27 protein-coding genes and 3 tRNA genes are annotated in these 21,037 nt (G+C 68.3%); 12 read left to right on the plus strand and 18 right to left on the minus strand.

Going from position 1 to position 21,037, the window contains the following annotated elements; translation table 11 throughout:
- The first annotated feature begins 91 nt into the window (after positions 1-91).
- On the plus strand, positions 92-928 hold the full coding sequence (locus ACFX43_RS01205; RefSeq protein ID WP_378816007.1) for an APH(3'') family aminoglycoside O-phosphotransferase: 837 nt from the start codon (positions 92-94) through the stop codon (positions 926-928).
- A gap of 45 nt (positions 929-973) precedes the next feature.
- Here ACFX43_RS01205 and ACFX43_RS01210 read toward each other — a convergent pair whose 3' ends face one another.
- The gene (locus ACFX43_RS01210) at positions 974-1,915 is read right to left on the minus strand and encodes an AraC family transcriptional regulator (RefSeq protein ID WP_378816009.1); all 942 of its coding nucleotides are present in this window, start codon (positions 1,913-1,915) and stop codon (positions 974-976) included.
- 121 nt (positions 1,916-2,036) lie between these two features.
- On the opposite strand from ACFX43_RS01210, the gene ACFX43_RS01215 reads away from it, so the two are divergent.
- Positions 2,037-2,789 carry an SDR family NAD(P)-dependent oxidoreductase gene (locus tag ACFX43_RS01215; protein ID WP_378816011.1) on the plus strand — a complete coding sequence of 251 codons (753 nt, stop codon included), beginning with the start codon at positions 2,037-2,039 and terminating at the stop codon, positions 2,787-2,789.
- Between the two features lie 97 nt (positions 2,790-2,886).
- On the opposite strand, the gene ACFX43_RS01220 is transcribed toward ACFX43_RS01215, so the two are convergent.
- From ACFX43_RS01220 to ACFX43_RS01235, 4 genes are all read right to left on the minus strand, one after another.
- The gene (locus tag ACFX43_RS01220) at positions 2,887-3,729 is read right to left on the minus strand and encodes an alpha/beta fold hydrolase (RefSeq protein WP_378816013.1); all 843 of its coding nucleotides are present in this window, start codon (positions 3,727-3,729) and stop codon (positions 2,887-2,889) included.
- 75 nt (positions 3,730-3,804) lie between these two features.
- Complete coding sequence (locus ACFX43_RS01225) at positions 3,805-4,359, minus strand: NADPH-dependent F420 reductase (protein WP_378816015.1); 555 nt, start codon at positions 4,357-4,359, stop codon at positions 3,805-3,807.
- On the minus strand, positions 4,356-4,598 hold the full coding sequence (locus ACFX43_RS01230) for a (4Fe-4S)-binding protein (protein ID WP_378816017.1): 243 nt from the start codon (positions 4,596-4,598) through the stop codon (positions 4,356-4,358). Before ACFX43_RS01230 ends, ACFX43_RS01225 begins: the two co-directional genes overlap by 4 nt.
- Before the next feature lie 2 nt (positions 4,599-4,600).
- Positions 4,601-4,918: a GNAT family N-acetyltransferase gene (locus ACFX43_RS01235; RefSeq protein ID WP_378816019.1), complete on the minus strand. Its 318-nt coding sequence runs from the start codon at positions 4,916-4,918 to the stop codon at positions 4,601-4,603.
- A gap of 96 nt (positions 4,919-5,014) precedes the next feature.
- Here ACFX43_RS01235 and ACFX43_RS01240 point away from each other — a divergent pair, with 96 nt between their 5' ends.
- Together ACFX43_RS01240 and ACFX43_RS01245 are read left to right on the plus strand one after the other, a co-directional pair.
- Positions 5,015-6,202, plus strand: a complete 1,188-nt coding sequence (locus tag ACFX43_RS01240) for a CE1758 family FMN-dependent luciferase-like monooxygenase (protein ID WP_378816021.1) — start codon at positions 5,015-5,017, stop codon at positions 6,200-6,202.
- Positions 6,202-6,888, plus strand: a complete 687-nt coding sequence (locus tag ACFX43_RS01245) for a CE1759 family FMN reductase (protein ID WP_378816023.1) — start codon at positions 6,202-6,204, stop codon at positions 6,886-6,888. Before ACFX43_RS01240 ends, ACFX43_RS01245 begins: the two co-directional genes overlap by 1 nt.
- Positions 6,889-6,903: 15 nt before the next feature.
- Here ACFX43_RS01245 and ACFX43_RS01250 read toward each other — a convergent pair whose 3' ends face one another.
- Complete coding sequence (locus tag ACFX43_RS01250) at positions 6,904-7,404, minus strand: MarR family winged helix-turn-helix transcriptional regulator (protein WP_378816025.1); 501 nt, start codon at positions 7,402-7,404, stop codon at positions 6,904-6,906.
- Positions 7,405-7,473: 69 nt separating this feature from the next.
- Positions 7,474-8,385, minus strand: coding sequence for an AraC family transcriptional regulator (locus ACFX43_RS01255; protein ID WP_378816027.1), 912 nt, complete (start codon positions 8,383-8,385; stop codon positions 7,474-7,476).
- Positions 8,386-8,458: 73 nt separating this feature from the next.
- On the opposite strand from ACFX43_RS01255, the gene ACFX43_RS01260 reads away from it, so the two are divergent.
- Entirely contained in the window at positions 8,459-9,247 is a 789-nt protein-coding gene (locus ACFX43_RS01260; protein WP_378816029.1) for an SDR family oxidoreductase, read from the plus strand.
- Positions 9,244-9,678, plus strand: a complete 435-nt coding sequence (locus ACFX43_RS01265) for an anthrone oxygenase family protein (protein ID WP_378816031.1) — start codon at positions 9,244-9,246, stop codon at positions 9,676-9,678. Before ACFX43_RS01260 ends, ACFX43_RS01265 begins: the two co-directional genes overlap by 4 nt.
- A gap of 103 nt (positions 9,679-9,781) precedes the next feature.
- On the opposite strand, the gene ACFX43_RS01270 is transcribed toward ACFX43_RS01265, so the two are convergent.
- A tRNA-Arg gene (locus ACFX43_RS01270) sits at positions 9,782-9,854 on the minus strand.
- Positions 9,855-10,003: 149 nt separating this feature from the next.
- On the opposite strand from ACFX43_RS01270, the gene ACFX43_RS01275 reads away from it, so the two are divergent.
- A complete protein-coding gene (locus tag ACFX43_RS01275; protein ID WP_378816033.1) occupies positions 10,004-11,035 on the plus strand; it encodes a LuxR family transcriptional regulator in 1,032 nt (343 codons plus the stop codon).
- Between the two features lie 384 nt (positions 11,036-11,419).
- Here the strand turns inward: ACFX43_RS01275 and ACFX43_RS01280 are convergent.
- Together ACFX43_RS01280 and ACFX43_RS01285 are read right to left on the minus strand one after the other, a co-directional pair.
- Positions 11,420-11,513, minus strand: a tRNA-Ser gene (locus tag ACFX43_RS01280).
- A 43-nt stretch (positions 11,514-11,556) separates the two neighbouring features.
- Positions 11,557-12,051, minus strand: a complete 495-nt coding sequence (locus ACFX43_RS01285; protein ID WP_378816102.1) for a hypothetical protein — start codon at positions 12,049-12,051, stop codon at positions 11,557-11,559.
- A 90-nt stretch (positions 12,052-12,141) separates the two neighbouring features.
- Between ACFX43_RS01285 and ACFX43_RS01290 the strand changes: the two genes are divergently transcribed.
- A complete protein-coding gene (locus tag ACFX43_RS01290; RefSeq protein WP_378816035.1) occupies positions 12,142-12,447 on the plus strand; it encodes a hypothetical protein in 306 nt (101 codons plus the stop codon).
- Positions 12,448-12,502: 55 nt separating this feature from the next.
- On the opposite strand, the gene ACFX43_RS01295 is transcribed toward ACFX43_RS01290, so the two are convergent.
- The 4 genes from ACFX43_RS01295 to ACFX43_RS01310 all read right to left on the minus strand — a co-directional run bounded on the left by ACFX43_RS01295 (position 12,503) and on the right by ACFX43_RS01310 (position 15,484).
- Positions 12,503-12,590: transfer RNA gene (locus tag ACFX43_RS01295), tRNA-Ser, on the minus strand.
- 42 nt (positions 12,591-12,632) lie between these two features.
- Positions 12,633-12,863, minus strand: coding sequence for a biotin/lipoyl-binding carrier protein (locus ACFX43_RS01300; protein WP_091044463.1), 231 nt, complete (start codon positions 12,861-12,863; stop codon positions 12,633-12,635).
- Between the two features lie 49 nt (positions 12,864-12,912).
- On the minus strand, positions 12,913-14,622 hold the full coding sequence (locus tag ACFX43_RS01305; protein WP_378816037.1) for a hypothetical protein: 1,710 nt from the start codon (positions 14,620-14,622) through the stop codon (positions 12,913-12,915).
- 85 nt (positions 14,623-14,707) lie between these two features.
- On the minus strand, positions 14,708-15,484 hold the full coding sequence (locus tag ACFX43_RS01310) for a carbon-nitrogen hydrolase family protein (RefSeq protein ID WP_378816039.1): 777 nt from the start codon (positions 15,482-15,484) through the stop codon (positions 14,708-14,710).
- Positions 15,485-15,507: 23 nt separating this feature from the next.
- On the opposite strand from ACFX43_RS01310, the gene ACFX43_RS01315 reads away from it, so the two are divergent.
- Genes ACFX43_RS01315 through ACFX43_RS01325 form a run of 3 tightly spaced genes read left to right on the plus strand, consistent with a single transcriptional unit; the run spans position 15,508 to position 17,666 of the window.
- Positions 15,508-16,077: a molybdenum cofactor guanylyltransferase gene (locus ACFX43_RS01315; protein ID WP_378816041.1), complete on the plus strand. Its 570-nt coding sequence runs from the start codon at positions 15,508-15,510 to the stop codon at positions 16,075-16,077.
- Positions 16,078-16,086: 9 nt separating this feature from the next.
- Positions 16,087-17,061, plus strand: coding sequence for an NAD(P)H-quinone oxidoreductase (locus ACFX43_RS01320; protein WP_378816043.1), 975 nt, complete (start codon positions 16,087-16,089; stop codon positions 17,059-17,061).
- Between the two features lie 14 nt (positions 17,062-17,075).
- Positions 17,076-17,666, plus strand: a complete 591-nt coding sequence (locus ACFX43_RS01325) for a bacterial proteasome activator family protein (RefSeq protein ID WP_378816045.1) — start codon at positions 17,076-17,078, stop codon at positions 17,664-17,666.
- Here ACFX43_RS01325 and chrA read toward each other — a convergent pair.
- Entirely contained in the window at positions 17,663-18,799 is a 1,137-nt protein-coding gene (gene chrA / locus ACFX43_RS01330) for a chromate efflux transporter (RefSeq protein WP_378816047.1), read from the minus strand. The genes ACFX43_RS01325 and chrA overlap by 4 nt on opposite strands.
- Before the next feature lie 164 nt (positions 18,800-18,963).
- On the opposite strand from chrA, the gene ACFX43_RS01335 reads away from it, so the two are divergent.
- Complete coding sequence (locus ACFX43_RS01335) at positions 18,964-19,179, plus strand: hypothetical protein (RefSeq protein ID WP_378816049.1); 216 nt, start codon at positions 18,964-18,966, stop codon at positions 19,177-19,179.
- 267 nt (positions 19,180-19,446) lie between these two features.
- Here ACFX43_RS01335 and ACFX43_RS01340 read toward each other — a convergent pair whose 3' ends face one another.
- Genes ACFX43_RS01340 through ACFX43_RS01350 form a run of 3 tightly spaced genes read right to left on the minus strand, consistent with a single transcriptional unit; the run spans position 19,447 to position 20,988 of the window.
- Entirely contained in the window at positions 19,447-20,016 is a 570-nt protein-coding gene (locus tag ACFX43_RS01340) for an NUDIX hydrolase (protein ID WP_378816051.1), read from the minus strand.
- A 10-nt stretch (positions 20,017-20,026) separates the two neighbouring features.
- Positions 20,027-20,356 carry a YnfA family protein gene (locus ACFX43_RS01345; RefSeq protein WP_378816053.1) on the minus strand — a complete coding sequence of 110 codons (330 nt, stop codon included), beginning with the start codon at positions 20,354-20,356 and terminating at the stop codon, positions 20,027-20,029.
- Positions 20,353-20,988: a histidine phosphatase family protein gene (locus ACFX43_RS01350; RefSeq protein ID WP_378816055.1), complete on the minus strand. Its 636-nt coding sequence runs from the start codon at positions 20,986-20,988 to the stop codon at positions 20,353-20,355. Before ACFX43_RS01350 ends, ACFX43_RS01345 begins: the two co-directional genes overlap by 4 nt.
- Positions 20,989-21,037: the final 49 nt, after the last annotated feature.

Consider the following 21,037-nt stretch of genomic DNA (forward strand, 5'->3'; position numbering starts at 1 on the left):
GGGACATTATGGGGCCGGGTCTCAGTCCGAGCGCGCGAACCGCTCTGCAAACCGTTGGACCCCGCGTGGTCCGCGCCGAGATCATGGATCCATGTCGGTCGACATCTCCTCGGTAGCGGCCGGACTGCTGCCCGCCGCCGACACGAGCTGGGAGCCGGTCACGGCCGGCGAATCCGGCGCCTTCGTCCTTCACGATCGTGACCGTGAGCGCTATGCGAAGCTCGTTCCCACCGCGGCCAGGGATGACCTGGCCGCCGAGCGAGACCGGATCGCCTGGCTCGGCGAGACAGGCGTCCCGACTGCATCGGTACTGGGTTGGCGGGCCACCGACGACGGCGCGTGCTTGATCACCAGTGCCGTTCCCGGTGTTCCGGCCGATCAGCTCGACGCCCCTGCACTCCGGCGCGCCTGGCCGGGGATCGCTGCCACACTACGTGAGCTGCACTCCCTACCTGTGGCGGACTGCCCCTTCGGCGGAGGACTCGCGTCGATGATGGCCCTGGCGCGTACGACGGTGGCAGAGAACCGAGTCCAGGCCGAGTTCCTGCCGGTGGACCTGCAGCAGATATCGCCGGCACGGATCCTCGGCCAGCTCGAGGACGAGCTGCCGCGACGCGAACGTCAGGAGAAGGACGAGCGGGTCGTCTGCCACGGCGACCTCTGCTTGCCGAACGTCCTCATCGATCCCGACACGATGGGCGTAGCCGGACTGATCGACCTGGGCCGCCTGGGCGTCGCCGACCCGTACGCCGACATCTCTCTGCTGTTGGCCAACGCCCGCGAGACGTGGCCCGACGAGGTCGCCGCTCGCCAGGCTGACGATGACTTCGGCGAGCTGTACGGGATCGACCTCGACGCGGCGAGGCAGCGCTTCTACCTGATGCTCGACCCGTTGACCTGGCCTGGGGAACAGCGGTCTGGCGGCTGATTCAGGGCGGTGTAGTGGTGCTACGCGCCGGGTAGGGATTCGAACTCAACTTCCGTTCGCGGCCGAGCACCGTTGCTGGTCACGGAACTTCGCGGGCGATGAGCCGACCACGCGGCGGAAGGCGGTACTGAACGCACTCTCGGACTGGTAGCCGGTGGCTCGTGCCAGCTCAGAGATCGACAACGCGTCCCGGGCGAGGGCGTCGCGAGCGAGGCTCATGCGCCACTGAATGAGGTACTCCAGGGGCGGGACCCCGACGTGGCTCTTGAATGCCTGGGCGAACGCGGAGCGGGACATGTGGCTGATCTCGGCGAGCTCGTGGAGGTTCCAGGGGTGTGCCACGTCCGCGTGCACTGCACGTAGAGCTGCGCCGATGCCGTCCTCGTTCAAGGCTCCGAGCCAGCCGGTGGGCCGGTCTGTCTGGCCCGCGTGAACACGCAGCATGTGAACGAGCAGGATCTGTGCGAGGTGGTTCTGCACCAGCGGGCCGCCAGCGGCGGCGACTCCGACCTCGGTGGCCAGGTGATCGATCAGTTGCGCAAGCCGGCTGCCATGAGGATCGGAAGCGCGGACGATCACGAGCGGCGGCAGTAGATCGGTCAGGAGTGCCGCGTTCTGGTCGTCGAACGCGATGTGCCCGACGCAGAGATAGAGGTCGTCCTCGGACTCCGGGCCGACTCGGACGAAGCCATCCTCGGCGTCCGCCCACACAGCCTCCGCAGGGCGCGGGCTGACGTCGGGCGTGCTGGCCAGTACGTACGGCGGCGGGTTGCCCAGCATGAAGGTGTCACCCTCGCGCAGGAGCACCGGTTCATGCCCCTCGAGGATCAGCCAGCAGCTGCCGCGTACGAGACCACCGATCCGCACGTGCAGGAACGTGTCGAAGCTCAACGCCCATTCGCCCACGGCCCGGAGGCTGGGCCCGATCACCGTGCGGGGCTTCAGCAGGCCGATCGCGTCAGCAACTGGATCACGGAAGCCAAGCACTCACCGACACCTCTGGACGATACGTAATGAATAGCGGACTTTAGATTATGGATCTTACAGCGACGGCGTCGCAGTATCGATGTCGTAGTCGGCAACGAGAGAAATGATGGAGAAGACTCACATGGGACATTTGGACGGCAAGACCGCGGTAGTCACCGGCGGAAGCAGCGGGATCGGCCTCGCCGCCGCTGTGCGGCTGGCGGACGAGGGTGCGTATGTGTTCGTCACCGGGAGGCGTGAGGCCGAGTTGGAGGCCGCCGTCAAGACCATCGGATCGGACCGGGCGAGGGGCGTGACTGGCGACATCTCCAAGTTGGCCGACCTGGACCGGCTCTACGACGCGGTCCGGGCCCGCGGCAAAGGGTTGGACGTACTCGTGGCGAACGCGGCGGTTGGCACGTTCGTGACGTTGGAGCAGACCACCGAGGAGCACTTCGACCAGACCTTCGGGGTCAACACCCGAGGCACTCTGTTCACCGTGCAGAAGGCGCTCCCGCTGCTCAACGACGGCGCCTCGGTCATCCTGACCGGCTCCACGGCGGCCGACCGTGGCATGGAGGCGTTCGGTGCGTACGCAGCGTCGAAGGCGGCGGTCCGATCCTTCGCGCGGACCTGGTCGACCGAGCTGAAGGGTCGCGGCATCCGGGTCAACGTGGTCTCGCCGGCATGGATCGAGACCCCCGGGGGCACCGCGGCTTTCGGCGACGAGGAGACCGCCCGCGCCATGAAGGAGCATGTCGCAGCGACCGTGGCCAAGGGCCGCATGGGTCGGCCCGAGGAGGCCGCCGCGGTCGTGGCGTTCCTGGCCTCGGAGCAGAGCAGCTACGTCGTCGGCTCGAACCTCTACGTCGACGGCGGAGAGAACCAGACCTGAGCCCAGACCCGGGAAGGTCACGAGCCGTTCCACCGATATGGCGGCCACTGCCGTCGTCGCCCAGTTGCCGTTCTCGAGGTCTTCGCGCGGTCGATGATCACCTGCGGAGGAACTCCATGAGGGCAGCGTTGACCTCGTCCGCATGGGTCCACAGGAGGCCGTGGGGAGCACCCTCGACCTCGATGTAGTCGGCGTCAGGGACCGCCTGGTGGAAACGGCGTGCCGTAGCGTCGATGGGAAGGATGTTGTCCTTCGTTCCGTGCAGGATCAGCGTCGGCTTGCCGGCCGCGCGAACCGCGTCGACATCGCTGCGAAAGTCCTCGATCCAGGTCGGGACGACTGCGTACGCGGCCACCGGCGCACTGCTGATCGCGACGTTCCAGCTGCCGGTGACGGCCTCCTGGCTGATCCGAGAGCCGAGGTTCTCGTCCAGGTTGTAGAAGTCCTTGAAGAACTGCGTGTACCAGGCGTAGCGGTCGTCCTTGGCGGCCGCGGCGATGCCGTCGAACACGTCCTGCGGGACGCCCCCGGGGTTGTCGTCGCGCTGGACGAGGAACGGCTCGAGGGACGCGAGGAACGCGAGCTTCGCGACGCGCTCATGCCCGTATCGGCCGACGTACCGCGCGAGTTCACCGGTGCCCATCGAGAAGCCCACGAGTACGACGTCGCTCAGGTCGAGGGTCTCGAGGACCGCGTTCAGGTCGGCGGCGAAGGTGTCGTAGTCGTAGCCGCTGCCGACCTTGGACGACTGCCCGAAGCCGCGACGATCGTAGGTGATCACCCGGAAGCCCGCCGCGAGCAGCTCGCGCGTCTGCTTCTCCCAGCTATGACCGTTCAGCGGATACCCGTGGATGAGCACCACCGGCTGTCCGGCTCCCTGATCCTCGTAGTACAGCTCGACCGGTGTGCTGTTCTCCTGCCCAACAGCGATGAAAGCCATCATCTTTCCCTTCTGTACGACCAGCACGACGCTGGCAGCTCATTGACAGTGTGCATGCAGGCTCAGCTCTTGGGGTCAGAGTTGTTCCGGCGGCGCCATGCGGTAGACGAACTCACCGAGGCCGGACTGCGAGATCGCGAAGATCGTGCCGGCGAGGCCCTCTTGAGTCGCGGCCATGCTCAAGTCGCCCAGACGGACCGCCTCGAACCCGGCATCGTGGCTGAGCTGGCTGACGACGTCGTGGGCTTCGTCGTCGCCGGACCACAGGTTGCTCGGTCGTACGCGAGCACCGGCGACCCGGCCGAAGAGCGAGGCGAAGTTGGTGTTGAACGCCTTGGCCGTGGTCCCGCCGGTCACCGACTTGACGTACTCGGCGTTGGAGGCGAACCCGGCCGGAGGCCGCGCGCCGCCGTAGAGGTTGGTGGCGTCGAGAACGGTCTTGCCCTCGAGCCCGGTCACCGATGACAGGGCTGCCTCCACCGCGACTCCAGGAACGGCGAGCAGGACGGCTTCGGACTCGCTGGCGTCACCACCGTCTCGTCCCAGCCTGCTCACTTGGTGGCCGGCGTTCTCCCAGAGATCGGCCAGTCCACCGCCGATGTTGCCGCGGCCGATCACCGTGATGTTCATGCCGACCACGACCCCTCAGAGTGCTCGACGACACGAAGGGCGCCGGAGGGGCAGCGCCCGATCACCTCTCGCAGGGTCTGAGCGGTTCCCTCCGAACCAGCTTGCGTGGGGTCGATCCACGGCCGAGCGGCAGGATCGAAGACGGCGGGCATCCCACGTACGCACTCGGCCGCGTGCTGACACACATCACCGTCGAAGGAGACGTCGACCACGGGCCCGGTGTAGGTCTTGCGCGCCATGGTCAGTCCTTCGCCGTCGACGGGGGCACACGCTTCACGAGTGCGACGTACTCGCGGTGGTTCCCGATCCAGCCCTTGATGAACGGGCACAGCGGCATCACCTTGCGCTCGCTGGCGTCGCGGACGTCGTCGAGCGCAAACCTGGCGATCGCCGAGCCGACGCCCTTCCCCTCGTAGGCCGGGTCGACCTCGGTGTGGGTGAACACGATCAGGTCGGTGGCGAGGATGTACTCCGCGAACCCCACCACGGTTCCGTCCACACGCGCTTCGTAGCGCAGACGCTCTGGGGCATGTGCGACCTCAATATCGATGTCTGTCATCTCTCGTCCTTGCTCGGTGTCCACGTATTTGTTTGTGCGCACAAGTATCCTACCCGCGCAGGCAAGTTGCTCCTTCGAGCGTTAGGACCACGCATCATGCAGTTCGGGATCTTCAGCGTCGGGGACGTCACCCAGGACCCGACCACCGGCTACACCCAGAGCGAGGCGGAGCGCATCCGCAACATCGTCCGCATCGCGCAGCGGGCCGACGAGGTGGGCCTGGACGTCTTCGCCATCGGGGAGCACCACAACCCGCCGTTCATCCCCTCGTCGCCCACGACCCTGCTGGGTCACATCGCGGCGCTGACGGAGCGGATCATCCTCAGCACCTCGGTGACGCTGATGACTACCAACGACCCGGTCAAGGTCGCCGAGGACTACGCGATGCTCCAGCACGTCGCCGGCGGCCGGCTCGACGTGATGCTCGGAAGGGGCAACACCGTCCCGGTCTACCCCTGGTTCGGGAAGGACATCCGCCAGGGCGTTGCCCTGGCGCTGGAGAACTACAACCTTCTCCACCGGCTGTGGCGGGAGGACGTCGTGGATTGGGAGGGCAAGTTCAGGACTCCGTTGCAGGGTTTCACCTCGACGCCGCGACCGCTGGACGATGTCGCGCCGTTCGTCTGGCACGGCTCGATCCGAACTCCCGAGATCGCCGAGCAGGCGGCGTACTACGGCAACGGCTTCTTCGCCAATCACATCCTGGCCCCGAATCTCGCCTTCAAGCCGCTCGTCGACCTCTACCGCAAGCGGTTCGAGCACTACGGTCACGGCACCGCGGAGCAGGCGATCGTCGGCCTCGGCGGGCAGGCGTTCATCGCCCGCCGGTCGCAGGATGCGGTCGAACGATTCCGCCCGTACTTCGAGGCCTTCCCCGTCTTCCGCGGAGCGCGTCTGGAGGACTGGATGACGGGTACGCCGCTGACGGTCGGCAGTCCGCAGGAGGTCATCGACAAGACGCTGACGTTCCAGGAGGGCTTCGGTGACTATCAGCGCCAGCTCTTCGCGGTCGACGGCCTCGGCCTCCCCGTCGAGGTCGCACTGGAGCAGGTCGAGATTCTCGGGACCGAGGTCGTGCCAGTTCTGCGCAAGGAGATGGAGTCGCGCCGCGCGCCCGGCGTCCCCGAGGCACCGACCCATGCCTCGTTGGTCGCAGCCAAGTACGGCGACGGCGAGCCCCGCCAGCCGCGGCCGAACCCGAACCGTGGCGACAACCTGTCCGGCCCCTCCCCCTACCACGACAGCGATCCGAACGTCGCGGCCCAGTTCCCGGCGGCGCTGTGATGGGCGCGGTGACCATCGCCGTCCTCACCGCCGGCGTGAGCGACCCGTCCTCGAGTCGGCTCCTCGCCGACCGAGCGGCCCAACGTACCGCCGACGCCCTGGGCGCCTCCGGTCTGAGCGCGATGTTCCGCTCGGTCGATCTGTCGACGATCGCGGTCGACATCGCCCAGGCGCTGGTCTCAGGCATGCCGAGCCGAAAGGTCACCGCGGCCGTCAACGACCTCGCGGAGTCCGACGCGATCATCGCGAGCACCCCGGTCTACAAGGCCGGGATCAGCGGGCTGTTCAAGTCCTTCGTGGACCTTCTCGACAACGACCTGCTCATCGCGAAGCCCGTCATCTTGGCTGCGACAGGAGGCACGAGCCGGCACGCCATGGTCGTCGATGAGCAGCTCCGGCCACTGTTCGCGTTCCTGCGTGCGATCCCGATGCCGACATCCCTGTACGCCGCCCCCGAGGACTGGAGCTCCCCGGACCTGGGCGACCGGATCGCCCGAGCGGCCGGCGAGCTGGCCATCTTCCTGCGGAACGGCACCGGCCCCCAGATCGCCGAACAGAACTGGAGCCGCCACCGACATCAGTTCGGCGGCACCGCCGCGGGCGCGCCGCAAACGATCAACGATGTCGACTTCTCGACCGACCTGATGCGTCTCGCCGCCGGCGGCGAAACGGAGCAAGGAACGTGAAGATGCGTCTACTGATCAGCGGCCGCGGCGACGAACCGGCGGTCCGACCTCGGCCTGAGCGATCGCCGCGAGAGCATCGGCGAACGCGGCCAGGTCGACGTTCTGGAGATGATCCATCACGTGGCGCCGGACGCTCTCCAGGTGCACCGGCCAAGCCTTCTTCAGACACTTCAATCCGGCCGGGGTCAAGCGCGCCAGCTGGCCGCGACCGTCCGCCGTCGAACGGACCCGCTCGACCAATCCCGTCCGCTCCAACCGCTCCACGACACGAGTCAGCCCGCTGACCGAGATCGATACGTAGTTGGCGAGCTCGCTCATACGCAACGAGCGCTCAGGAGCCTCGGACAGGTTCATCAGCACGGTGTACTCCGTGAGACTCAGGCCCTCCGACTGCATGAGATCGGACTCGAGCACCCGCGGAATCACCACGACCGCCCGCCCCAACGCACGCCAGGCAGTCTCCTCCTCGGGCGAGAGCGGGGCCACCTCCCCGTCCGCTGCACGCCTACTATCCATACCAACGAGGCTAGCGGGTAGTTGCTTGACGTAATAACGATCCTTCGAGCGGTCGAAGTCACCCAGCGCTCAGGCGACGTGGCGGCTCCGGAAAGACGTCGGCGAGGTGCCGTGCAGACGCTTGAAGGCCGCGCTGAGGGCGAACGGGTTGGCGTAGCCGACGCGGGCGGCGATCGCCGACAGGGTCAGGTCCGTGCCGATCAGCAGATCCGCGGCCAAGGCGAGCCGCCACCGGGTCAGGTACGCCAGCGGTGGCTCGCCGACCTGCTCGGTGAAGCGCCGGGCCAGAGCGGCTCGCGAGAGACCGACCTGCTCACCGAGGCCGGCGACCGTCCAGGGGAGCTCAGGGTGTCGTTCCATCGCCCGCAGCACCGCGGCCACGGCATCGTCGGCGGGAAGAGCCGGGGAGGCCGCGAGCACCTCACGCACGGCTTTGACCACGAGTACGTCCAACAGTCGGTCGAGCAGGGCCGTCTGACCGGCCTCCTCACGCACCAGCTCTGCCGAAAGGAGGTCGAGAACGGCGGTGTCGAAGCCGCGCAGCACCACGCTGGTCGGCAGCCGAGACAACAGCAGCGAGCCCACCGATGTCTCGCGTTCATAGGTCCCGATGAGCATCACGGTCGCCTCCGGCGAGCGACTGTTCCCCCAGGTGCGTACGCCCAACGCCAGCTCCTCGGCCAGCAGGGCACCGCTCGGGTCGACACAGACCTGGCCCGGCAGGATCCGGATGTCGGCGGGGCGATCGGCCGAGTCGGCGATGACATAGGTCGCGGGCCCGCGGCACACGATCACGTCACCTGCCGCTACGTCCTGCGGTCCCTCGCAGCCGGTGAAGACCGCCTCGCCGCGTGCGATCGCGATGACCGTGAGCGGCACCTCGTCCTCGGCGGTGATCGACCACTCCCCGTCGAACACCGCCTTCAGCAGGAACGCGGCCTGGGCCCGCGGACCGTCCATGAGCAGATCCAGTGACGACATGGTGAGACGATAACGCATGCTGCCTGGAGCCGAGCGTATTCCACCGTCGCTCGGCTCCGGCCAGATTAGAGGCATGACAACTCTCATCACCGGCGCCACCGGCAAGACCGGCCAGCGCGTCGCCCACCGCCTCCAGACCCTCGACCACGATGTACGTGCCGTCACCCGCCACACGGCACCCCGGTTCGACTGGCACGACCAGACCACCTGGTCCGAGGCCGTCGACGGCTGCGTATCGGCCTATCTGACCTTCCAGCCCGACCTCGGTCTGCCGGGTGCCGACGAGATCATCGGTGCGTTCGCCGCCCAGGCGGTCGCCGCGGGCTGCAGCCGGCTCGTACTGCTCTCCGGCCGCGGTGAGGACGGTGCTCAGCGAGCCGAGCAGGCCATGATGGCCTCGGGCGCCGAGTGGACGATCCTGCGTTCGGCCTTCTTCATGCAGAACTTCACCGAAGGTGCGTTCGCGGACGAGCTCGCGGCCGGTTCGCTCACCATGGTCGAGCACACCGTCGCCGAGCCGTTCGTCGACGCCGACGACATCGCCGCCGTCGCCGTCGCAGCCCTCCTCGACAAGGGCTACGTCGGCCGGGTTCTCGAGCTCACCGGGCCTCAACTGCTCACCTTCGAGGAGGCCGCGCAGGCCATCGGCGGGCCCGCCGTCACGTACCGCTCCATGCCCACCGAGGACTACGTCGCGGTCCTTACCGCGGCCGGGTTGCCGGCGGCCGACGCGGCCGGGCTGGCGTACCTCTTCGAGGAGGTTCTCGACGGACGCAACGCGTACGTGACCAGGGACGTCGAGTCGGCCCTGGGCCGCGCAGCTCGAAGCATCGATCATCTCGGCCGGGGTGAGCAGTCATGAGCGAGGTCGTACTCACCGGCGCGAGACTGCTCAACGGCGTCACCGCCGGCATCTACATCGCCTTCCTCGTCGCCTTCATGCCGGCGCTGCACGGCCAGCCAGACGAGGTCTACGCACGGGTCATGAACCGGCTCAACGTGGTCATCGTCAACCCGGTGTTCCTGGCCTTCTTCCTGGGCGCCCCGCTCCTGGCCCTGACCCTCCTCGGATGGCACCGGAGCCCGCTCTCCATCACCGCCGCCTGCCTGGCCGTGGCCGCCGTCGTCATCACCTTCGCGGCGAACCTGCCACTGAACGACGCCCTGGCCAACGGCGGCGCCGTGTCCTCGTTCGAGAAGCCGTGGCTGATCTTCCACACCCTACGAACCCTCGCCGCCACCGGTGCCTTCGTCCTTCTCAGCCTGCCCGGGACGATCGCTGCTCGAGCGTAGGCGTCCCGAGAAGCTGCCGGAGCGCCGGATGCGGACATGAAGAAGGCCCCTGCCCGGGCGGTATGCCTGGTCAGGGGCCAATCTCTCGTGTTGACATGTTCTGCGCGCCTGTAGGGATTCGAACCCCAAACCTTCTGATCCGTAGTCAGATGCTCTATCCGTTGAGCTACAGGCGCAGTGTTACCGAAGCAACGTGTAGAAGATTAGCGGAAGATGGTCCGTGACCAGAAATCGCCACGTGTGAGAAGATCTGGCGCTAGCCACAGCATCGGGGAGGTGGAGCGTGAGCAAACGTCGACCCACGCCGTCCGGCGAGGAGAACAACGTGACCGACAAGGGACGCACGCCCGGGACGCGTGCACTGATCGAGGCCAAGGGCATCGAGCTCTTCGAACTCATCGCGAATCAGGGCGGGATCCCCGTGTCGGACCCACGAGTCAGCGAGGACGGGGAGTACGCGGGCGCGTTGGCAGCTCTTGAGGAGCTGGGGCTCGTCCGCAATCCCGACGAGGCACCGGACACCTGGTTGACCGTCGACCCGGCGACCGTGCAGGCACAGGTCGTCACACCCATGACCCAGGAGGGGATCAGGCTCCTCCAGGAGTCGGCTGAGTGGGCCAACGACTTCACCGCCCTGCACAGCGCTTGGCGCCGCTCGACGCCGGCCGATCAACGTGGTGGTGGCATCACCAACCTCCACCGGCCACAGATCCAGCCGTACATCGATTCTCTGGTTGCGGAATGCGAATTCGAGGCACTCACCGCCCAGCCGCAGGCAACGCGTGATCCCAGCGTGCTCGCGGAAACCGCCCGTAAAGACGCCGCGCTCCTCAGGCGCGGCGTGACGATGCGAACGCTCTACCAGCATGCAGCCCGCCGCCACTCTGCGACCCGGGACTACGTCGTCGCGGTCTCACAAGCGGGAGGCGAAGTCCGAACACTGGACGAGTTCTTCAACAAGATCCTCATTTTCGACCGTCGGGTCGCGATCATCCCGGGACCCAACGGGATCGATACGGCCATAGCAGTGCGAGAGCCTGCCATCGTGGCCTATCTGGTCGATGTCTATGAGCGATCGTGGGAACGAGCCCGCCCCTTCTCCGCAGCGGACACATCGACGATGAAAGAAGTGGCTGGCGAGCAGCGGTCGATGACCCTGCGGATGTTGATCGAAGGGCATTCCGACCCCGCGGCATCGAAACGCCTTGGCGTGAGCCCACGAACGTACGCCGGCTATGTCTCCGACCTCAAGGACGAGTTCGGAGCGGACACTCGGTTCCAACTGGGCTATGAGATCGGCCGCAGCGATGCCGAGACCGACAGGCTCGGCAACACTGCGCCTCCACAGCGCGACTGATGCCGGTGAACGATGTCACCACTGATCACCGGCATCGGATGCCGCACATCACCAGCTGGTGTCGTCGTTCGCAGCGATCCAGCTGGTGTCAGCCTGATTGATCCAACTGGTGTCGGCCTGAGCGGGGGCCGTGGCGAACAAACTAACGACGACCGTCGCAGCGGAGGCCAGCGCAAGAGCCGCCGCAGAGCGTACGAGCTTCATAGTTTTCCCTTCGTGGTCTCGAGGCCGCGGTTGTCGCCGAGAGGCCTACGCATCGAATTATGGTGCCAGCCGCAGGTTAAGAACAACCTTCGTTCCGCTGTACGAACCTAAGCAACGCACAAAATTGCAGGTCAGAGACGAGTTTGGCCCCCTCATCAAGGGGGCCAAACACATTGAAACTGGCGGAGGCGGAGGGATTTGAACCCTCGATGGGGTTTAAGCCCCAAACTCGATTAGCAGTCGAGCGCCATAGACCGGACTAGGCGACGCCTCCATACCGCTCGAACAGGCTACAAGACCCGCACTCCTGGGACCAATCAGGGCGCGTCGGACGATCCCGCGGTGGTGTCGAGAGGCTTGATCGTGGCCTTCAGATAGACCTGGAGCTCGCGTACGAACTGCTCTCGGTCGATGCTGAGGATGGTCACCGGGATCGTGGTGGCGCCACCCTTCTTGAGCCGCAGCTCCAGGCACGGCGTGCCGGCGGGCATGGTGGTCACCGCCTCCTGGATGTCGACCCAGCGAGCCTCGCGCACACCGGCGCCTCGCACGAACGCGACCCGGTAGCCCTGGGCGCTGGCGCGCAGGACGTACGCCTTGTTGCGAAGCCACCATCCGAACCCGATCACCGCGACGACGCCGGCGAGGAGCGGGACGAAGAGCCACGCGAAGTCGATCCGGGCCGCGATCACGACGGCCGTGCCGGCGAAGACCATGAGCGCCAGGCCGACCATGGCGGCACCGACGAGGCGGGCCTGCACGGATGGCGCGAGGCGGTAGTAGGTGAGCTCAGCAGATGACACGCTCTCCATTGTGGCCGACACGGGAGCCGAGAGCCGCATCGGCTTGCTCCTTTACGTGACCTAGGTCACAATCTGCTCATGACAGGTGTGCTTCCCAATATGTCGGATGTTCTTCGGGCCCTGGATACCGCAATCGCCGCTCCCCGTCCGGGGGCCAACGTCGGTCTCTGGCGCTGGTCGGTTCGCCAGCGCCTCGGAGGCGTACGTGAGGCGTTGCTGGTCCTCGACACCGGTCAGGAGTGGCATGCCCTCACCGATGTCAGCGCGCTCCGCGACCGCGGCACGTTGCTGAGCAGGCTCGCCGTCCTCGCCGACGACGTGCTCGACCGCACCGACCTCGAGGATCTCCTCCTCGAGCTGCGGCGGTTGATGATCGACGTGGATCGGCACCTACAGGAAGTCTGAGCAGGGCCACACCCTTGCCAACGCCCCCTCAGCCAGCTTTCGCTGGCGCTCAATCTGGCAGAGAGGGCGGGATTCGAACCCGCGGTAGGTCTCCCTACGACCGCTTTCAAGGCGGTTCCGATCGGCCACTCCGGCACCTCTCCATGCGCCCGTGGGCGCGTGGGCGAGTCTAGTGCGCCTGAGGCTCAGGCGCTCAACTCGACGAGAACGTCGCCCTCCTGGACGACGTCTCCGGAGGCGACCTTGACCGCTACCACGGTGCCCGGGGCCTCGGCGAGGACCGGGATCTCCATCTTCATCGACTCCAGGAGCATGACGGTGTCCCCGACGGCCACCTTGTCCCCGGGTTGCACTCCGACGCTCATGACGTTCGCAACCATCTCGGCAGCGATCGTGGTGGGGACTCTTCGGTTCATACCCCAGAACCTATGGGTTACCGCATGGTAGCCCCAGCCGGGGAGCGCCTCAGAGCAGTGCGTGCGTACGGCCCGGCTCGGGGCGGACGGCGCTGGCCTCGTCGGCCTCGCGGGCCGCCCTGCGACCGCTGCCGGCGGCCGTCGAGCCGGTGAGCGCGAGGTCGATGCGAATGATGACGAACGCGATGACCAGACCGATGAGGATGCTGTAGACGACCGAGAGAGCAGCCTCGGCGAGCCCGACATCGGGGTTGAGGAACGTGCTGGCGACAGGCGCGGTGAGCGCGACACCGAAGAGGCAGACCCACCAGCCCTGGCGGCGCCGGGAGCGCATGTGGCTGCCCCAGACCAGCGCCGGGACCCCGAAGAGCGCCTGGATCGGGTGCGGGTAGCCACCGATGTGGATGCGGCACCAGCGCTGCATGTCGTCGACCGAGTCCATCAGGCCGGTGCTGCCGTAGCGGCGCAGCATCTCGGCGTAGATCAGCGTGAGCGCGAGCATCAGGCCACCGATACCTACGATGATCGCGCCGCGCCGGCCGAGGCCGTGCAGGCCGGCACCGAGGCGGTAGACCGCGAAGAAGGCGATGGCGAGCGAGCAGGCCAGCGTTGCGTACTCGAACCGGGAGACCATCACCACCGGCTCGAAGCCGAGCGCCGCGAAGCTGCCCAGCGCGGCGATGCCGACGGCGATGAACGTCTCCCGGATCGTCTTCGGGAAACGACGCGACGGGACGGTGGCCATCACCGCGAGGACCGCAGCCACCGATGCGACCAGAACCGCTGCACCCGTACGCAGCGCCTCGTTGTCCACGAGCACCACGACGAGCCCGGCGACCCCTGCCAGGGAGCCGAAGATCAGCGGGCGGCCACCGGTGCGGTGGGCCAGCGCGAAGGTGTAGGCGGTGCCGACCACGACGGCGCCGAGGCCGCCGAAGATCTCCGGGCCCAGGTCGAAGGCACTGACCGCAAGGCCGAGCACGCCGACGGCGAGCGCGACCAGCCAGATCGCCCGGATGGTGCCGGCGGTCAGGCTCTCGATGATGCCGAGGCCCGCGCGGGCGGCGCCGGCTCCGGGGACCCGCGGCTGAGCGAGGAACGAGGTCACCTTGGCGGCGGGGGTGGGCCGACCGGACGGCTCGGTGTCGTAGGGCCCGGCGGGATCGTGGATCGGCTCGAGGTGGCCGGACTGGTAGGGGTCGGGCTGATAGACAGGCTGCTGGATGTGCGGCGGCGTCTGCGGAGCCTGCGCCAGACCGGTCGTCCCGAGGTAGGGAGCCGGCGTGGAGTAGGCCGGCGCCTGCCAGGCACTCGGCGGCGGCGCGGTCGGCCCGCTCAGGGCCGGCTCGGGCTCGGCCCGGAACTCCGGCGCCGGGTAGCCGCCGTAGGGGGCCTCCTCCGGTGCCGTCCGCGCGGCTCGCTTGCCCGTGTAGCCGTTCGGCTCGTCGAACTGCTCCGGCTCGGCACGGCCCGCGATCCGGCGACCACCCCCCGTGGAGGGAGGCTCCTGAACCGGCTGACGCTCGTCGTACCACGTCTCGTCGGCCCAGCCGTTCTCGCTCCAGCCCGGACCGTTGCTCTGCCCGCCGAAGGTCTGACCGGTGTCCTGATAGCCGTTCCAGTCGTCCTCCGCCCACTGGTCATACGCCAGCGACTCGCTCGAGGTCGGCTCCACGTAGGCGGGTGTGGGCTCGCTGCGACCGGCTGCACGACGGCCACGCTTGCTCTTGTCAGCGCGACGGCGGGGGGCTCGGTCCATAACAGGCGAGGATACCGGGGAAGGGGTGAACCTAACGAGTCATCGATATCCGTTTACCGCTGTGACGGGGAGTTGTTGACCGAGGTCACATTCTGCGGTTGACCAGGGAGGGGTTGGTGCGACGCGCCTCCTCGAGCACGGCTCGATCGATCGTCGCGGAGACGATCTCGTCGCCGTCGCCGGCCTCGGCCAGAACGTCCCCGAGAGGGTCGACGATCATCGAATGACCGCAGTAACGAGGGGCCGACTGGGCGGCCGCCGCGATGAAGACGGTGTTCTCGATCGCGCGTGCTCGCACGAGGGTGCGCCAGTGGTCGACCTTGCGCGCTCCGGCGACCCACGCGGCCGGCAGCACGATCAGCTCGGCTCCCTGGTCGACCAGACGCCGGGCGAGTTCGGGGAAGCGCAGGTCGTAGCAGGTCATCAGCCCGGTCGGCACTCCGTCGATCTCGACGACGACCGGTTCGATCGCGCCCGCGACCAGCGCGTCCGACTCCTTGTAGCCGAAGGAGTCGTAGAGATGGATCTTCCGGTACGCCGCCTCCGCACCGCCCCGCACGAGCAAGGTGTTGAACGGCCGGCCGTCGGCATCGCCGCTGGTCTCGAGCATCCCGGCCACCACCGTGGCGCCGCGCTTCTCAGCCACCCGGGACAGCTCGGTCCCGAAGGGCCCGTCCTGGGCCTCGGCGTACGGACTCAAGTCGGATCCCGGCTTGCCGAAGTCCCTGGCGAAGACCTCGGGGAAGACGACCAGGTCGCTGTCGGTGGGAGTCAGCTCGGCCAGGAGGGACCGGTTGGCGTCGGGTTCCAGGCCGGAGGCGTGCTGCACGAGACTGATCCGGAGGCTGTTCCAGGTGGTCACCTCTCCAGACTAGGGTCTGCCGTGTGACTGCTTGGGACGAATGGGAGCCGTACGCGGCCGTGCTGCTCGCCGGAGGACGCAGCTCCCGCCTCGACGGGATCGACAAGTCCGGCATCGAGCTCGGCGGTCGCACGATGCTGGCCTGGGCGCTGGACGCCGTCGTCGACGCGATGGAGGTCGTCGTCGTGGGCGACCCGGTGCACACCGAGCGTCCGGTGACCTTCGTCCGCGAGGACCCCCGCTTCGGCGGCCCGGTCGCCGCCCTGCTGACCGGCGTGGACGCGTTGCTGACCCCGCGGGCGTACGTCGGGGTGATCGCCGTCGACATGCCCTTCCTGCGCCCGCGGACGCTGTCGCGGCTCAGGGAGGCGGCGTTCGGTCGCGACGGTGCCGTGCTCGTCGGGCCGGACGAGCGCCGCCAGCTGGCCCTGGTCCTCTCCGCCGCCCGGCTCGCCGAGGTCCGCCCGGACCACGAGGGGCAGCACGGGATGCCGTTGCGCAAGCTGCTGGCCGACCTCGATCTCGTCGAGGTCCCCTCCGAGGGCGACGAGCACCGCGACATCGACACCTGGACGGACTTGAAGACGCTCTAACGTGTAGGCATGCGAGCCGTCGTAGCCGAGCAGCCCGGAGGGCCCGAGGTCCTCACCGTCACCGACCGTCCCGACCCGGAGCCGGCAGCTGGTGAGGTCGTGATCGACGTCGCCGCCGCGGGCCTCAACCGAGCCGACCTGCTGCAGCGGCAGGGCTTCTACCCGCCTCCTAGGGGCGCCAGCGACATCATCGGGATGGAGTGCAGCGGCGTGATCTCCGCGGTCGGCGAGGGCGTCGACGAATGGCAGGTGGGCGACGAGGTGTGCGCGCTGCTGGCCGGCGGCGGCTACGCGACGAAGGTCGCCGTCCCGGCCGGACAGGTGATGCCGGTGCCCGAGGGGGTCGACCTGGTCACCGCCGCGGCGCTCCCCGAGGTCACCACCACCGTGTGGTCCAACGTGTTCATGGTCGGCGGGCTGACTCCCGACGAGACGTTCCTGGTCCACGGCGGCGCCGGCGGGATCGGCACGATGGCGATCCAGCTCGCCAGCCAGATCGGCGCCCGGGTGCTCACCACCGTCGGCTCGGCCGAGAAGGCCGAGCTCGCCAAGTCTCTCGGCGCCGAGGTGGCGATCAACTACAAGGACCAGGACTTCGTCGAGGTCGCCAAGGTCTACGGCGGCGCCGACGTCATCCTCGACAACATGGGCGCGAAGTACCTCGCCCGCAACATCGAGGCCCTCAACCCCGAGGGCCGTCTGGTCATCATCGGCATGCAGGGCGGCACCAAGGCCGAGCTCGACATCAACGCCCTGCTCCGCAAGCGGGCCGCGGTGATCGCCACCAACCTCCGCGGCCGTCCGGTCGAGCAGAAGGCGACGATCTGCGCCGAGGTCGTGGAGCGCATCTGGCCGATGGTCGAGGCTGGTGAGGTGAAGGCGGTCGTGCAGGACGTACTTCCGCTCGCGGAGGCCGCCGAGGCACACCGCCTCATGGAGTCTGGCACGCACACCGGCAAGATCCTGCTGACCACCGGACGCTAGGTAGGGTTGAGCGCATGACGCAGGAGCAGACCGGGGAAGTCGTGGTCATCGGACCCGACGGGCAGCCGATCGCGGTGCCCGCCGACGTACTCAAGGACGCCACCGCACCGGAGGCCAACGGGGACGAAGAGCGCGATGTGACCGACCTCGTGGAGCAGCCCGCGAAGGTGATGCGGATCGGTTCGATGATCCGCCAGCTGCTCGAGGAGGTGAAGGCCGCCCCGCTCGACGAGGCCTCCCGCAACCGGCTCCGTGAGATCCACCAGGCCTCGATAAAGGAGCTCGAGTCCGGGCTCGCACCCGAGTTGGTCGAGGAGCTGGAGCGGCTCTCGCTGCCGTTCGCCGAGCAGCAGACGCCGTCCGAGGGTGAGCTGCGGATCGCGCAGGCGCAGCTGGTCGGCTGGCTCGAGGGTCTCTTCCACGGCATCCAGACCGCCATCTACGCCCAGCAGGTCGCCGCGCGCGCCCAGTTCGAGCAGATCCGCAAGGGCCTGCCGCCGGGTGTGAGCCTCTCCCCCGAGGGTCAGCCGACCCCCGGCCAGGGCGGGCCGCAGCAGGGCGGCCAGCACGACCACGGCGACTCCTCCGGCGGGCTCTACCTCTAGGGCAGCGGCCCACCGGCGAGAGCCACGACGACCCCGACCCCTGCCGCGAGCAACAGCGTGAGCACCACCCCACGCTTGAGCAGCAGCAGGAGTACGCCGGCGGCAGCCAGCACCACCCACTGCCACCATTCGCTCGTCGCCAGTGCCAGCGGGACCGCCGATCCGAGGATGGCACCGATGGCAGCCGGCCCGGCGCCGTCGAGGAACGCGCGGGCGAGCGGCGAGGAGCGCAGCGCCTCGAAGTGCCGTCCGCCCGCGATGATCATCACGAACGACGGCCCGAACGCGATCACGGCAGCACCCAGCGCCCCGAGGAGTCCGGCGGCCGCGAACCCGACGACCGCGACGGTGTGGACGACCGGACCCGGGGTGATCTGCCCGAGCGCGACCGCGTTGAGGAACTCGGCGTCGCTCATCCAGCCGTAGCGATCGACCGCATCGGACTGCATCAGCGGGATGATCACGAACCCGCCGCCGTACGACAGTGCGCCGACCTTGAAGGCCGTCCACGCCAGCGGCGCTGCCACCGCGGCGGTGAGCGCTCCCTGGGCCAGGACAGGCACCGTGAGGACGGACTGGAAGGAGTTCGTACGCCACGGCCTCCGCATCGCCACCTCGACGAGCCCCGCGCCCACGAGCACGAGGACGACCCAGGCCCCGGTGGTCGCGGCGGCGACGGTGCCGACGACGGCGTAGAGGATCCATCGCGGACGCGACGGGGTCCGCTCGTAGGAGGAGGGCACCAGCGCCCAGCCCGCCTGGACCGCGACCGCAGCGACCGCCGCACCGGCACCGGCGCCCGCACCCAGCACCCACGCGGGCGGGTCGCCCAGGAACAGCGCCGCCAGGGCGAGGATCAGCACCAGACCCGGCAGGATGAACGCGAGCCCGCCGACCAGCGCGCCGAGCGCTCCGCGGACCCGCCAGGCGGTGAAGATGGCCAGCTGCGTCGAGGACGGTCCGGGAAGCAGGTTGCAGGTCGCGATCGCGTCCTCGAACTCCTCCGGCTCCACCCAGCCGCGGCGCTCGACGACGGCCTCGCGCAGCAGCCGGATGTGGGCGGGCGGACCGCCGAACCCGATGACGCCGATCCGGCCCCACTCCCGAGTGATCTCCACCAACGTCGTGGTCATGACGCGCAGCGTACGGGTCTTGAGCGATGTTTCTCAGTTGTGGATTTTCTTTAACTTCAATGTGGCGAAAAGCTGCGTCATGACCTCCCCGTGACTCCGTTCCATCCACGTGAAGGCCGCCGGACAACGGAGGCCAGCGCCGTCCGCCGAGAAGAGGAACTCCCATGGCTACCACCACGATCACCGCACGTCACCGCAGTGACCTGACCGCCGTCGAGTCGATCCGCAACAACGTCCTCGACGCCGTCCGCAGCCTCCGCAAGCCCGACCCGTCCGAGCACAAGCACCGCGGCGGGATGCCGCCGGCCGTCGGCACCACGATGTTCGGCGTCGCCGCCGTGGCAGCCACCGGCATCGTCGCGCTCGGCGCCTTCCGCTGACCATGCGCCTACATCTTCGGTCCGTCGTACACAGCCTGATGCTGTGGGTGGACGCCCTGGGCCTACTGAGGGGGAGGGCCAGGGCGCGGTCGGGGGGCCGCACCACGGACTGAGTGTCGTCGCTCGAGCGGGATCGGGGGATTCACGCTCGAGCGGACGGCACACGCGAGGGATCTCGTCGCACCGAGGGATGTCGACCGGATCTCGCAAGACCGCAGCCGACCATCGAGGGGGATGGTCGGCTGCGGCATTTCCAGAGCCCGGACGTCAGGCCGGGACCGACGACTCCTCCACCCATCCGCCATCGGCAGGATCGGAGGCGGCCGCGTCGCGGCGTACGTCGGCGTCCTTCCACAGGTCGAGCAGCACCGCCGGCCAGATCTCCTCGTCGGTCGCGGCAAGCTCCTCGCGCGTCCACCAACGGTGCTCGGCCATGGTGAGCAGCTCCTCCTCGGTGTGGCCTGCGGTGGAGACCTCGAAGGCCGGCACCCAGCACGCGTAGAAGACGTCGTCCTGGTCGATGACCACGTCGCTGTAGCCGTGCACCACGGTGCGCCGCATCGTCGGCCCGAGCAGGTCGGCCTCGGTGACCCGGAGGCCGGTCTCCTCCTCGAGCTCGCGCACCGCGGCGATTCGCTCGCTCTCGCCCGGATCGATGCCGCCGCCTGGCGTGATCCACCAGCGCGCTCCCGGGACGCCCGGGTCCGAGTCGGCGAAGAGCAGGATCCGGTCGCGGTCGTCGATCAGGAGCACTCGGACCGTGCTCCGGGTGCGGCGTGGCCGCTCCTCCGGAGGTACCGGGACGAAGGTGCGCGGGGAGTCTTCATCGGAGGCCATGGCGCCATCCTCACCCACGCGGCGCATACATGATCACGCCCATCCCGGCGAGGCACATCGCAGCACCGGCGATGTCCCAGCGATCGGGCCGGTAGCCGTCCATCGCCATCCCCCACGCGATCGAGCCGACGACGAAGACACCGCCGTACGCTGCCAGGATCCGCCCGAAGTGGGCATCGGGCTGCAGCGTGGCGACGATGCCGTAGAGGCCGAGCGAGATGAAGCCGGCGCCCACCCAGAGCCAGCCGCGATGCTCCCGCAGTCCCTGCCAGACCAACCAGGCGCCACCGATCTCGGCGATCGCGGCCAGCACGAACAGCAGGAGCGAGCGGAGGATCAAAAGCCGTCGCCGATCAGGTGCGCACCGCCCAGAGGGTCGTTGTTCCAGCTGATCGTCGTCCAGCCCTCCTCCAGGCTGCCCTCGACGACCGCGAGGCCGGTGTTGCGGATCCGGTTGTCGTCGCCGAAGGCGGGCGACCGCGTGGTGCGCAGTCCGGTCCACATCCGGATCGCCGCACCGTGCGAGACGATCGCGACGGTGTCATCGGGATCGTGCTGCTTGACCACGGACTGCACCGCGGCGTCGTAGCGCGCCAGGAACTCATGGCCGGCCTCGCCTCCCGGGACCGGGGTCTCGAGCGTGCCGCGGATCCAGTCGCCGAGCGCCTCGAGATAGGCCGTCACCGACTCCTTGTCGGTGGCCATCTCCAGGTGGCCGGCACTGATCTCCTCGAACCCCTCCTGCACGACGACCGGCAACCCGAGCCGGTTGGCGAGCGGCTCGGCGGTCAGCTGCGTACGCACCAGCCGGGAGGTGTACAGACCCGCGATCCGCTCCCCCGCCAGCGCATCCGGCACTGCCGCGGCCTGGGAGAGTCCGAGCTCGGTCAACCCCGCCCCCGGGAAGGCAGTGTCGAGCGCCCCCGAGACGTTGCTCGGGGTCTGGCCGTGTCTGATCAGCAGAAGTCTCATATGCCGGTAAGGGTACGGGACCCACCGCGCTGGAAGTGACGGACTAATG

It is taken from the genome of Nocardioides sp. YIM B13467 (assembly GCF_042788075.1).
Lineage (GTDB): Bacteria > Actinomycetota > Actinomycetes > Propionibacteriales > Nocardioidaceae > Nocardioides.

Excerpts from the sequence above, each read along its gene's own strand:
- ACFX43_RS01245 (WP_378816023.1), top strand. The coding sequence starts at position 6,202 with ATGGGCGCGGTGACCATCGCCGTCCTCACCGCCGGCGTGAGCGACCCG.
- ACFX43_RS01250 (WP_378816025.1), bottom strand. The coding sequence starts at position 7,404 with ATGGATAGTAGGCGTGCAGCGGACGGGGAGGTGGCCCCGCTCTCGCCC.
- ACFX43_RS01260 (WP_378816029.1), top strand. The coding sequence starts at position 8,459 with ATGACAACTCTCATCACCGGCGCCACCGGCAAGACCGGCCAGCGCGTC.
- chrA (WP_378816047.1), bottom strand. The coding sequence starts at position 18,799 with ATGACCACGACGTTGGTGGAGATCACTCGGGAGTGGGGCCGGATCGGC.
- ACFX43_RS01340 (WP_378816051.1), bottom strand. The coding sequence starts at position 20,016 with ATGGCCTCCGATGAAGACTCCCCGCGCACCTTCGTCCCGGTACCTCCG.
- ACFX43_RS01325 (WP_378816045.1), top strand. The coding sequence starts at position 17,076 with ATGACGCAGGAGCAGACCGGGGAAGTCGTGGTCATCGGACCCGACGGG.
- ACFX43_RS01300 (WP_091044463.1), bottom strand. The coding sequence starts at position 12,863 with ATGAACCGAAGAGTCCCCACCACGATCGCTGCCGAGATGGTTGCGAAC.
- ACFX43_RS01290 (WP_378816035.1), top strand. The coding sequence starts at position 12,142 with ATGTCGGATGTTCTTCGGGCCCTGGATACCGCAATCGCCGCTCCCCGT.
- ACFX43_RS01225 (WP_378816015.1), bottom strand. The coding sequence starts at position 4,359 with ATGAACATCACGGTGATCGGCCGCGGCAACATCGGCGGTGGACTGGCC.
- ACFX43_RS01240 (WP_378816021.1), top strand. The coding sequence starts at position 5,015 with ATGCAGTTCGGGATCTTCAGCGTCGGGGACGTCACCCAGGACCCGACC.
- ACFX43_RS01215 (WP_378816011.1), top strand. The coding sequence starts at position 2,037 with ATGGGACATTTGGACGGCAAGACCGCGGTAGTCACCGGCGGAAGCAGC.
- ACFX43_RS01350 (WP_378816055.1), bottom strand. The coding sequence starts at position 20,988 with ATGAGACTTCTGCTGATCAGACACGGCCAGACCCCGAGCAACGTCTCG.
- ACFX43_RS01320 (WP_378816043.1), top strand. The coding sequence starts at position 16,087 with ATGCGAGCCGTCGTAGCCGAGCAGCCCGGAGGGCCCGAGGTCCTCACC.
- ACFX43_RS01220 (WP_378816013.1), bottom strand. The coding sequence starts at position 3,729 with ATGGCTTTCATCGCTGTTGGGCAGGAGAACAGCACACCGGTCGAGCTG.
- ACFX43_RS01285 (WP_378816102.1), bottom strand. The coding sequence starts at position 12,051 with ATGGAGAGCGTGTCATCTGCTGAGCTCACCTACTACCGCCTCGCGCCA.
- ACFX43_RS01335 (WP_378816049.1), top strand. The coding sequence starts at position 18,964 with ATGGCTACCACCACGATCACCGCACGTCACCGCAGTGACCTGACCGCC.
- ACFX43_RS01255 (WP_378816027.1), bottom strand. The coding sequence starts at position 8,385 with ATGTCGTCACTGGATCTGCTCATGGACGGTCCGCGGGCCCAGGCCGCG.
- ACFX43_RS01205 (WP_378816007.1), top strand. The coding sequence starts at position 92 with ATGTCGGTCGACATCTCCTCGGTAGCGGCCGGACTGCTGCCCGCCGCC.
- ACFX43_RS01265 (WP_378816031.1), top strand. The coding sequence starts at position 9,244 with ATGAGCGAGGTCGTACTCACCGGCGCGAGACTGCTCAACGGCGTCACC.
- ACFX43_RS01305 (WP_378816037.1), bottom strand. The coding sequence starts at position 14,622 with ATGGACCGAGCCCCCCGCCGTCGCGCTGACAAGAGCAAGCGTGGCCGT.
- ACFX43_RS01230 (WP_378816017.1), bottom strand. The coding sequence starts at position 4,598 with ATGGCGCGCAAGACCTACACCGGGCCCGTGGTCGACGTCTCCTTCGAC.
- ACFX43_RS01235 (WP_378816019.1), bottom strand. The coding sequence starts at position 4,918 with ATGACAGACATCGATATTGAGGTCGCACATGCCCCAGAGCGTCTGCGC.